Annotated in this window: 7 protein-coding genes; 5 read left to right on the forward strand and 2 right to left on the reverse strand. The window is 55.5% G+C overall.

All coding sequences use genetic code 11. From position 1 onward, the window contains the following. Nucleotides 1-7: 7 nt before the first annotated feature. Together HU739_RS03760 and HU739_RS03765 are read right to left on the reverse strand one after the other, a co-directional pair. Nucleotides 8-3844 (reverse strand): hypothetical protein, encoded by a 3837-nt coding sequence (locus HU739_RS03760; RefSeq protein ID WP_225922803.1) that lies wholly within the window; start codon nt 3842-3844, stop codon nt 8-10. 486 nt (nt 3845-4330) lie between these two features. Continuing rightward, the gene (locus HU739_RS03765) at nt 4331-4708 is read right to left on the reverse strand and encodes a response regulator (protein ID WP_186551425.1); all 378 of its coding nucleotides are present in this window, start codon (nt 4706-4708) and stop codon (nt 4331-4333) included. Nucleotides 4709-4973: 265 nt separating this feature from the next. Between HU739_RS03765 and HU739_RS03770 the strand changes: the two genes are divergently transcribed. From HU739_RS03770 to HU739_RS03790, 5 genes are read left to right on the forward strand one after another with little or no spacing between them, the layout of a single operon-like run. After that, entirely contained in the window at nt 4974-8471 is a 3498-nt protein-coding gene (locus HU739_RS03770) for a response regulator (protein WP_186551426.1), read from the forward strand. Next, nucleotides 8471-9295: a CheR family methyltransferase gene (locus HU739_RS03775; protein ID WP_186551427.1), complete on the forward strand. Its 825-nt coding sequence runs from the start codon at nt 8471-8473 to the stop codon at nt 9293-9295. Before HU739_RS03770 ends, HU739_RS03775 begins: the two co-directional genes overlap by 1 nt. Beyond that, a complete protein-coding gene (locus HU739_RS03780; RefSeq protein WP_186551428.1) occupies nt 9292-9885 on the forward strand; it encodes a chemotaxis protein CheB in 594 nt (197 codons plus the stop codon). The genes HU739_RS03775 and HU739_RS03780 overlap by 4 nt, the downstream gene beginning before the upstream one ends. Continuing rightward, nucleotides 9879-11093, forward strand: a complete 1215-nt coding sequence (locus HU739_RS03785; RefSeq protein WP_186551429.1) for a hybrid sensor histidine kinase/response regulator — start codon at nt 9879-9881, stop codon at nt 11091-11093. Before HU739_RS03780 ends, HU739_RS03785 begins: the two co-directional genes overlap by 7 nt. A 44-nt stretch (nt 11094-11137) precedes the next feature. Next, nucleotides 11138-11515: a response regulator gene (locus tag HU739_RS03790; protein WP_186551430.1), complete on the forward strand. Its 378-nt coding sequence runs from the start codon at nt 11138-11140 to the stop codon at nt 11513-11515. Nucleotides 11516-11581: the final 66 nt, after the last annotated feature.

Below are 11581 nucleotides of genomic sequence, written 5' to 3' on the forward strand. Positions count from 1 at the left end.
GAAATGATTAATCGAGTGTTTTACCCAGACTGACCTCCAGTCTTCCGATAAATTCGCCAGCGTCAGTAGTCTTCAATGCCCTTTCTATAGTCGCCATGTTTATGCTGAAACCCGGTGGATCCGATTTGAGTTGGTGAATCAAAGAGACCGCAACCTCATAAGAATCTGCGTTGTATAAGGCCGGATGTTCCCGTACCAGCGGTGGCAGACTTGCACGAACGGAGACAAATCTATCCAAGTGGGTAGGGGCTTTCTTCTGCGCCTTTGGGTAAGGATTGATAAACGACGGATCTGCCATCCGCGGATTACGCGCAAGGTCTACGAGTGGCGCGGCGTTATAAAGAGCGTGGTCCAGCGGTGCACCGTAATACAGATCAAGTGTCCCGGGGGCGCCGTGTGACATTTCGTGGATAAGCACATCTGCCACTCTGGATTCGTCATATTTATTGGAGCGATAGAAGTGATCCAAATGGTCGGGATAGATGTCGATGAATTGATTGACTGAGTTCTTATCGATTTTGTTATCGATGACCGCTTTCTTCCAGGCTTTATATTCGGGTACGTTAAGCGCTGCCACGGCTGGGACCTTTGTCTTTTTAAACGCGATATTGGCGAGGGAAAAAGAATCAAGGTCCTTGCGCATTTCTCGCAGTCTTTTTTGGACATGCTGAATGGCTTCGTCAGAGTCTGTACCAAACATACAACTGAAAACCCTGCGAATGTCTGAATTCGATTCTGCGTCTGCCAGCAAAAAAAGGGCCTCGTCAAGTTTTCCTTTGGCCACGGGCAGCGCCTTCTTCAGATATCCATGGGTATAGCCTTTCGGCATGATCTTGCGCCAGTTCAGCGCCGGAAGACCGAATTTGAACTGCAGATCATCAAGTTTTGCGCCCCAGGGCTGACCTAGTCGGTTGACAGCGTACCAGTCGTCACCGCGTCGAATGCCCCAAACCTGAAAGACATCCTGTGATGTCTGCACAGGGCGCCAGGTACCCAGTCGAATAACGTCTGAATCAAGCGTGCCAGCCAATTGATGGTAGGGCTTTGCGCCGGACAACCGGCGAAGCTCGGAAACAGTATTTTCCAAGACTGCCAGACTCTTGTTTAACCCCTTGTGCAGGAGTTTCGACCCCTGCACAAGCAGATCTGTTGCCCCGTCCAGCGGGTTGAGCAGGTTACTGAACAGCCCCAGACCGGCTTTGGCTATGGCGCTGGCCTTGGTGATGTTAGTCATGCTTCTTGCTGCGATCGTTGCAACTTGCGCAACGGCACCGATCATCAGCAACACTGTCATCGCTGCCTCCAGAGTACACGCCGCGACACCGTCTAACTGTCTGTTCAGATCATCCGAAGTCAAGTCCTCTATACAGGACTTGAAAGGCACGACGAAGTTGAGAAACGTATCCAGATCTTTATTCCGCTTTGCGCGTATTGCCTCCAGGCGTGTCTGTCCCCAGCATTCCCTCACCAGTTCATCGTAGGTGGCGATGGGGCGGTGCTTGAGTACCAGATTCGCCAACGCGTCGAATTCATTAGAGTAGAAGCTTTGGTAGTAACCTTGGGTTTCCGCATCGGGTGAAAGGGGCGGCGTTGACAGCACAGCGATTCTTTCGATGATGCCCCTGCTGTTGTTGACCAGGCCGGGCGGGACTCCATGAGTGTAGCACTCGATATTAGTCGGAATTTGATGCACTTTCGCAGGAAGCGAGTGTTTACTTTTGTCACTGCGCGCAGTTGCATGTACGAGATTTTCTCGCTGAATAAACGCTGCCAGCTCGGTATTTTCGCGACAGCCGCCGTGCAAGGTGAACAATTCGTAACACGTAAAGGTATTTTCAAATTGTGAACCAATGATTACACCGTAACGGCCGGTTGCCTGTTCTATATCGACATGGCTCTCTGTCTCTGTTCGATACTTGGCCTGCAGGATCGCGTCAATAGTTGTGGCTAATGGATTGGCCTTGATTGGAGTTCTGTCTTGCAGTTTCGCAACGGTCGGCCGGACGATGAACAATGTCAGCTGGCCTTTCAGCAAACGTCTACGGGCAGGCAAGGGCAATGAGGACAGCGCAGCTTTCACATGCTGGTGAAGCGCTTTTGTATGAGTGACATAGTCTGAGTTGAATCGCCGATGGAACTCACCGTCGGGAGAAATCAGATTAGAGGACATAAACGGGAAAGTTTTATAAATGCTTTCGCCTTTTTTTCGGTCCCAATCGCCGGTCGCCAAGTCATTGGACATATGTAACTCTACGGGTGACATCAGTACGTCTGAATACGCGTCTTCCAAGGGTCGATTCCTCTTTTGAGTCATGACCTCTTCTTCAAGGTAAGTACAGCCTTGGGCGACATGCTTGAGAATTTCCAGAGAGATGGATTTGCGCGACGGCAAAGGGCGAGACAATATTTCAGCCGTTTTAGCGAGGGTCTTGGCAGGTCGCGCATACGCGGCCACGGCTTTTTCCAGTGATTGTTCGGGCGTTTTGCTTATCTCGTCGGGTTGCAGGAGTTTATTGAACAGTGCCCAGTCAAGTAGCGGGTCCACAGCGGCCAGTGCATCGAGTGTCTTTTGCGATTCGTGGACTGAGTCCAGACGTTGCCATCGCTGAACTTCTTCATAGGTCATCAAGCGTGTTGATCCAGGCGCCATGATTTCCAGCACCGCAACGACCCTGCAGAACTCGACCCATTGCGGGGTCCCCAACAACAACGTCGACGGCAGATCCCTTACAAGAAACTCCGGCGCGGCCTGCGCCAGTAAAAGATGAGCGGCCAGTGCGACATTTTTTTTACTGACCCGGTGATACTTGTTCAGGTGGCTTTCGAATTCGGTTTGTACCTGAGCAAACGTTTTCTCGATGAACTCCACGGCGTACAGGTTGAAGCCTGCGATATGATTACGAGGTTCCTGCTCACCGATGTCGGGGTGAAGATCAAGCAGTAAAGACGTTAGCATGATCATTTGCAGCGACTCGGTTGTCTGAGTCTGGCCGGCGTTTGCCCCATACCAGTCGAGGTCTCGCACGAACGCTTGGGCCCAACTTGAACCAATAGGGCTCGACACCAGTTTGATCAGGGTTTCTTCGGCTTCCGAGCGCATGACAGGAGCCGATCTTCCGCCCAGTACGCTGTCGGACAGGTGTTCCAATAATGAATCACCCTTAAGGTACGTTGCGATAAGCTTGCGAAACTGAGCGCGCTGAGCAGCGGCGAGCGTGACGGCATTGCCTTGAGTCCTTATCAATTCCCAATAATTACCTGTCGAGGGACTGACGGGTGGTTTCATTTTCATGAAATTCGTCAGCTTACGGCTTTCGCCAACCGTCTTAGGTATGGTGTATCCATGAAACTTAAGCCACTGGCCGAGCTCGATACTGTCACTGAGAGAGAGGCGTCCTCCCGTGCGCTTGGCCATTTCAACCAGAACTGAAAAATCTTCCTTTAGGTCAGGTGCAAGTTTCAGTACGGCGGCGTAGCTGAGTCTTTTGCCTGAATTATTTGCAATAAACTCTCCTGCGTCTGTCACGTCTAATGTCGAGTGGTCAGGAAGTCCGGTAATCGCCCGCAGCTTTTGGAAAGAGGGCGCTTCGTGTAGTTTACGCAACAGGTCGCGACCTGGCTGAAGCGTGTCTTCGAGCGTGGAGTCCGGCTCCAGAGAAACGTAGGCGCCTTCCAGTGCAATCGGTTGAGCAGCCTGTAGCTTTTCACCGCGCAATGTTAATTTGTTAATAACTTCGTCCCGCTCGCTGTTGTCACTTTGCAAGTTGTAAGGTTGCAGCGAGACGCTAGAAACAGGCTTGGATGAGTATCTTTGATCGGGTATTAAGGTTTCAGCGGTTTTCATGATTGGATTCATTGCTGTGAAGTTGAATAAAGATTCTCTTTTCTTGGTTGGTTGTTTTCAAGTTTAGTATGTAAGCGCATCTGACAGTGCCTTTATAAAACTGTTTTGTGATTCGCAATGGATCACTAAAATAATGCTGTCTCATGCTTTTTTTAAAGCAGACAAGTTCTTTTTTTGGGAGAGTAAGGAACTACAGATCGCACTATAGGTCGCGCGTAGGGGGGGAACGAATTGCCAGGTATTCAAAGGTGGTGTCGAAGATTCATTGTTGTGGTTGTCGCACTGAAAGGTCGGTTACCGCCGCGCATCATCATCTGCACGGCGACTCCGATTTGACTGTCGATAATGCCGCATCGGTAACTGAATTTGGGGGAGGTATCATTCCTGCATCGGTGAAGACAGTGCTGCCTTGGTGTCGGGAAACATGAACGGAGGCCGGCGAAAGCGACCATCAATGACATCATCGCTTTCAGGGTGCTTCAAAGATTATTGAACAGTCTCCAAGATGCGTTTTACTTTGTCGCGTAGTTGATCAATCGAAAACGGCTTGCCGATCATGTCCATGCCTTCCGGGAGATCAATCGATTCGGCATAGCCACTGGCGAACAGTACAGGCAGTTCCGGGCGTGACTTTCGTGCTTCGGCGGCAAGTTCACGACCGTCCATGTCGGGTAGCCCCACATCCGTCATCATCAGATCGATGCGGGTGTCCAGATTCTTGAGGATTACCTGCGCCTGAGCGCTACCGTCGGCCTCTACAACCGTGTATTCCAACTCCTCAAGCACATCGACAATGAGCATGCGCACGATGTCGTCGTCTTCTACGACGAGGATGGTGGCAGGGGTGGCAGGGTTGGCAGACATGACAGGACTCTCGGAAGAAGGAAATCGGGGGATACCGGTCGATCAAAATCACCGGACTCTTGCATGAGTAAATGGCGCATAGCCACAAGTTCCCGTTCTGATACAAAAAAAGAGCGGGGCCGTGCGCGACGACAAGGATAACTGCTGCTGCCATCACAAAGGGCAGGCGTGTAGGAAAATGCCATCAATATTGTCAGAAAAATGGATCCAGCCTGTGGTTTTGGGGCAAACTCTCGGGTTTTCAACAGTTCGACAAGGCTGCCCCATGTCCTCTCCGTCTTCGGTTGATGAACAACGGTTTCGTAAACTCCTGAGTCGCAACATCAGCCTGCCGCTGGGTGTTGGCGCGATCAGTGCGGTGTTCTTCGTGTCGCTGATTACCTATCTGCTGTCGGTGATCCAGTGGGTCGAGCACACCGACCGGGTCATCAATAACGCGAACGAGGCGGTCAAGTTGACCGTCGACCTCGAAACCGGGATGCGCGGTTACCTGCTCAGTGGCGATGAGCATTTTCTCGATCCCTACGAAACGGCGAAGCCGCGTATCGCCGTCGCGCTCAACACGCTGCTCGAATTGACGGCGGACAATCCGATTCAGACCGATCGCTTGCGTCGTCTTCAGGCGTTGCAGGTCGAGTGGGCCAACTACGCGCAGTCGATGATTGATTTGCAGCGCAGCAGCGGCGATTACCGCGGCGCGGTGAAAGCGGGGCGGGGCAAGCGCCTGACGGATGAGATTCGTAAACAGTTTGAAGACGTGATCGAAACCGAGCAGGTCCTGCGCGCCACGCGCAACGAGGATGTGCGCCGCACGACGGTCTGGAGCATCAGCCTGTACCTGCTGTTCATCGCCGGGATCAGCGGCTTGCTTGCCTATATAGGCCGCCGCGATCTGGTCAACCTGTCCCAGAGTTACTCCGCCACCCTGTCGGCACAGGAGGCCAGCGCCCAACGTCTGGAGCGCCAGGCCTGGCTGCGCAACGGGCAAACGCAGTTGGCCGAGCAGGTGTTGGGGCAACTCACGCTGAATCTGCTGGGCCGCAATATTCTGCAGTTCTGTGCGCAATACCTGGGAAGCGCCGTCGCGGCGCTGTATGTGCGTGAAGAACACGGTGGTCTCAAACGCGTCGCCACTTACGGCTTTTCCCGTGAGCAGGAAGACCAGGAACAGGTGATCTACAGTGGCGAAGGTATCGCCGGGCAGGTTGCCCAGCAGGCGCGCCTGATTCGTCTCGACTCGGTGCCGGCCGATTACTTCAAGGTCAGCTCGGGTCTTGGCGAAGGTCTGCCTCACAGCGTGCTGGTGGTGCCGACCAGCGACGACGATCGGGTCAACGGTGTGATTGAACTGGGCTTTCTGCGGCCATTGACCGATCGCGACATCGACCTGCTGGAACTGATCGCCGGCAACATCGGTACGTCGATCGAAGCGGCACGTTACCGCCAGCGATTGCAGGAAGTGCTCGCTGAAACCCAGCAACTCAACGAAGAGCTGCAAGTGCAGCAGGAAGAGCTGAAAACCGCCAACGAAGAGCTCGAAGAACAGTCGCGCATCCTCAAGGAGTCCCAGGCTCACCTGGAAACCCAGCAGGTCGAACTGGAGCAGACCAACGAGCAGCTTGCCGAGCAGGCGCAGACCCTGGCCGAGCAGCGCGATGCCATGGACTTGAAGAATAACTTGCTCAACCAGGCTCAGGTGCAGCTCGAAGAGCGCGCTGAAGAGTTGCAGCGTTCGAGCAAGTACAAGTCAGAATTTCTCGCCAACATGTCCCACGAACTGCGCACGCCGCTGAACAGTTCGCTGATTCTGGCCAAGTTGCTGGCGGAAAATCCGCACGAAAACCTCACCACCGAACAGGTCAAGTTTGCTGAGTCCATCTACTCGGCGGGCAATGATCTGCTCAACCTGATCAACGACATTCTGGATATTTCCAAGGTTGAAGCCGGCAAGCTCGAAGTGGTTCCGGAAAACACCAGCGTCGCCCGGCTGGCCGACAGTCTGCGCAGCCTGTTCGAACCGGTGGCCGCCGACAAGCACCTGACGTTCAGCGTCGATTTGCTCCCGGGCGCGCCGTCGGTGCTGTTTACCGACCGACAGCGTCTGGAGCAGGTGATCAAGAACCTGCTGTCCAATGCGGTGAAGTTCACCGAACAAGGCGCCGTCAGCCTGACCATCAGCGGTCAGCCGAACGACGGCATTGCCTTCGTTGTACAAGATTCGGGGATTGGCATTGCAGCCGATCAGCAGGAAAGCATTTTCGAAGCGTTCCGCCAGGCCGACGGCACCACCAATCGCAAGTACGGCGGCACCGGGTTGGGGCTGTCGATTTCCCGCGACCTGGCGACCCTGCTCGGTGGTTCGATCAGCGTCTCCAGTACACCGGGGCAGGGCAGCGTCTTCACGCTGGTATTGCCGCAACACTACAGCGAGTCCAACCAGGTCGCATCGCTGCCCTCGACGTTTACCCCCCCAGCCCCGAGCGCGGCCGTCGCACCTGCGCCCACGCCTGTGGTTTCGCCGCTGGCGCCAGTACACATTCCGCGATTCGCCGACGACCGTGACAAGGCGCCGTTTGCCACTCGCTGCATTCTGGTCGTGGAAGATGAGCCGAACTTTGCGCACATTCTTTACGATCTGGCGCACGAGCTCGGTTATCACTGCCTGGTGGCCCATGGCGCCGATGAAGGCTACGACCTGGCCCGTGAGTTTGTCCCGGACGCGATCCTGCTCGATATGCGCCTGCCGGATCACTCTGGTCTCACTGTGTTGCAACGCCTGAAGGAGCACGCTGGAACCCGACACATTCCGGTGCACGTAATCTCGGTCGAGGACCGGGTTGAGGCAGCGATGCACATGGGCGCGATCGGTTACGCCGTCAAACCCACCACCCGTGAGGAGCTGAAAGATGTGTTCGCCCGTCTCGAAGCCAAGCTGACGCAGAAGGTCAAGCGCGTGCTGCTGGTCGAGGACGATGATTTGCAGCGCGAAAGCATTGCGCGACTGATTGGCGACGAGGACATCGAGATCACCGCGGTCGGTCTGGCCCAGGATGCGCTGGAGCTATTGCGCAACACTATTTACGACTGCATGGTGATCGACCTGAAGCTGCCGGACATGCTCGGCAACGACTTGCTCAAACGCATGTCCACCGAAGATATCTGTTCATTCCCGCCGGTCATCGTCTATACCGGACGCAACCTGACCCGCGATGAAGAGGCCGAACTGCGCAAGTATTCGCGTTCGATCATCATCAAGGGCGCGCGATCGCCAGAGCGGCTGCTGGACGAGGTCACACTCTTTCTGCACAAAGTCGAATCGCAGTTGTCCCATGAACGGCAGAAGATGCTCAAGACCGCACGCAGCCGCGACAAGGTCTTCGAAGGTCGCAAGGTGCTGCTGGTGGATGACGATGTCCGCAATATTTTCGCCCTGACCAGTGCGCTGGAGCACAAGGGCGCCGTGGTGGTGATCGGCCGTAACGGCCGTGAAGCCATTGAGAGACTCAACGAAGTCGAAGACATCGATCTGGTGTTGATGGACGTGATGATGCCGGAAATGGATGGGTTCGAAGCCACTGTCGAGATCCGCAAGGATCCGCGCTGGCGCAAGCTGCCGATCATTGCGGTGACGGCCAAGGCCATGAAAGACGACCAGGAACGCTGCCTGCAGGCCGGCGCAAATGACTATCTGGCCAAACCGATTGATCTCGATCGCCTGTTCTCGCTGATTCGCGTGTGGTTACCGAAGATGGAACGCATCTAGTGGAACGAAGTGAACGAAACAGCGAAATCGAATTGCGCTTGCTGATCGAGGCGATCTATCTCAAGTACAGCTACGATTTTCGCGATTACTCCGGCGCATCGATCAAGCGCCGGGTGCTGCATGCGTTAAACCAGTTCGAGTGCGCGACGATTTCAGCGTTGCAGGAGAAAGTCCTGCACGATCCGACGGCATTCATGCAACTGCTGCAATTGCTGACGATCCCGGTCAGCGAGATGTTTCGCGATCCGTCGCACTTTCTCGCGATTCGCCAGGAAGTGGTGCCGTTGCTGCGCACCTATCCGTCGCTGAAGATCTGGATTGCCGGCTGCAGCACGGGCGAGGAGGTGTACTCGATGGCGATCCTGTTGCGCGAAGAAGGCCTGCTTGACCGCACGATCATCTACGCCACCGACATCAACCCACGCTCGCTGGATAAAGCCAAGCAAGGGATTTTCTCGATGGAGAACGTGCGCGCCTACACCGCCAATTACCAGCAGGCCGGCGGCCAGTGTTCGTTCGCCGACTATTACACGGCGGCGTACGGTTACGCGATTTTCGACAAGAGTCTGTGCGAGAACGTGACCTTCGCCGACCACAGTCTGGCCACCGACAGTGTGTTCTCCGAAACCCAGTTGATCTCTTGCCGTAACGTGTTGATCTATTTCAACAAGAAGCTTCAGGACCGGGCGTTCGGGCTGTTCCATGAATCGCTCTCGCACCGTGGCTTTCTGGTGCTGGGCAGCAAGGAAACCCTGGATTTTTCCAGCTACGCCAACCAGTTCGAGCCGCTGGTGAAACAAGAACGGATCTACCGCAAATCATGAACGGCACCCCAAGCCTGCCTCGAATCGAGGCTGTTGTGATCGGTGCGTCGGCCGGCGGCGTTGAAGCGCTGCTGACGCTGCTTGGCCCGCTGCGCCAAGGGTTTGTGCTGCCGATCATTATCGTCCTGCATCTGCCCGAAGAACGCCGCAGTCAGCTGGCCGAAGTGTTTGCCCGACGTCTGGCCCTGCCGGTCAAAGAGGCCGAAGACAAACAGGATATCGAGGCCGGCACGGTGTATTTCGCCACCCCCGGTTATCACCTATCGGTGGAGGAGGATCGCAGCCTGTCCTTGAGTCTCGAGGATCGCGTGAACCACTCCCGGCCTTCGATCGATTACCTGTTCGAGTCGGCCGCCGACGTTTACGGCCCGACATTGGCTGCCGTATTGCTGACCGGCGCCAACCACGACGGCGCACGTGGCCTGGCCGTCGTCAAACAGCGGGGCGGACTGACCATCGTCCAGGACCCCACAGAAGCACAAGTTGCCACCATGCCCCAGGCTGCGCTGAATGTTCACCAGCCGGATCATGTCCTAACCATTCACGGCATCGGCCGTCTGCTTGTCGAGCTGGAACGAATCGCATGCTGAGTAATATCCAAGCCAAATTGCTGATCGTCGACGATCTGCCGGAAAACCTGCTGGCCCTTGAAGCGTTGATCAAGCGTGAAGACCGCACCGTCTACAAGGCGCTGTCGGCAGATGAAGCGTTGTCGCTGCTGCTGCAGCACGAATTCGCCATGGCCATCCTCGATGTACAAATGCCCGGCATGAACGGCTTTGAACTCGCCGAGTTGATGCGCGGCACCGAGAAAACCAAGAACATCCCGATCATCTTCGTCAGCGCCGCCGGCCGTGAACTGAACTATGCGTTCAAGGGCTACGAGAGCGGTGCGGTGGATTTCCTGCACAAGCCGCTGGATATCCATGCGGTGAAGAGCAAGGTCAACGTCTTTGTCGATTTGTATCGCCAGAGCAAGGCGATGAAGCAGCAGGTCGAAGCACTGGAGCAGGCGCGCCGCGAGCAGGAAGCCTTGCTCCAGCAGTTGCAGAGTACCCAGCTTGAGTTGGAGCAGGCCGTGCGTATGCGTGATGACTTCATGTCAATCGTCGCCCACGAAGTGCGCACGCCACTCAACGGGCTGATACTGGAAACCCAACTGCGCAAGATGCACCTGGCGCGGGACAACGCCTCGGCGTTCACGCTCGACAAGATGCACGCGATGGTCGACCGCGATGAACGGCAGATCAAAAGCCTGATCCGGCTGATCGAAGACATGCTCGACGTGTCGCGCATTCGCACCGGCAAGCTGTCGATCCGGCCGAGCCATTTCGATCTGGTGCAATTGGTGAGCAATCTGCTGCAAAACTTCGCGCAGCAGATCGAGGCGGCGGAAACCGAAGTGTCGTTCACCGCAGCGGAGCCGGTGGAGGGGCACTGGGATGAATTCCGGATCGAGCAGGTGGTGTCCAATCTGCTGACCAACGCCTTGCGTTACGGTGGTCGCAGTCCGATTCAGGTGCGCGTTTACCGCGTCGATGATGAGGCGCGCATCGAAGTGCAGGATCACGGCATCGGCATCAGTGCCGAGAACCAGAAGCGTATTTTTCAACAGTTCGAACGGGTCTCCGCCAAGACGGTAGTGGCCGGGCTCGGACTGGGTCTGTTCATCTCCGAGCAGATCGTCGCCGCCCATGGCGGCTCCATCGTCGTCGAGAGTGAAATCAACGAAGGCGCCCTGTTTCGCGTTTGTCTGCCCATCCAGGAAAACGGCACATCCGACGCAACCTCTGAGTGACCACACGGTCGTATCAGCAGCTATTGACCGAACAAAGGCTTCCCATGAGCGTAGATGCGCAAGATGTTGTACTCGTCGTCGAAGACGAACCGGTTATCTTGATGGTTCTGACCGATTACTTGTCAGGGCAGGGCTATCGCGTACTGCAAGCGGAAAACGGCGAGCAGGCATTCGAAATCCTCGCCAGCAAACCGCACCTGGACATGTTGATCACTGACTACCGTTTGCCGGGCGGCATCTCCGGCGTGCAGATCGCCGAACCTGCCGTGAAGTTGCGACCTGACCTCAAGGTGATTTTCATCAGCGGCTATCCGCAGGAAATCCGCGAGACCGGTAGGCCGATTACCAGCAAGGCGCCGATCCTCGAAAAACCATTTGATCTCGACGTGTTGCAGGAAAAGATCCAGGAATTGCTGGCCTGAAAACGCGGCAAATGGCGCGGTACCTGTAATTTCTGACAGTTGACACAAGCGGCTTCAGAGCTAATA

This window comes from Pseudomonas hamedanensis, assembly GCF_014268595.2.
Classification (GTDB): domain Bacteria; phylum Pseudomonadota; class Gammaproteobacteria; order Pseudomonadales; family Pseudomonadaceae; genus Aquipseudomonas; species Aquipseudomonas hamedanensis.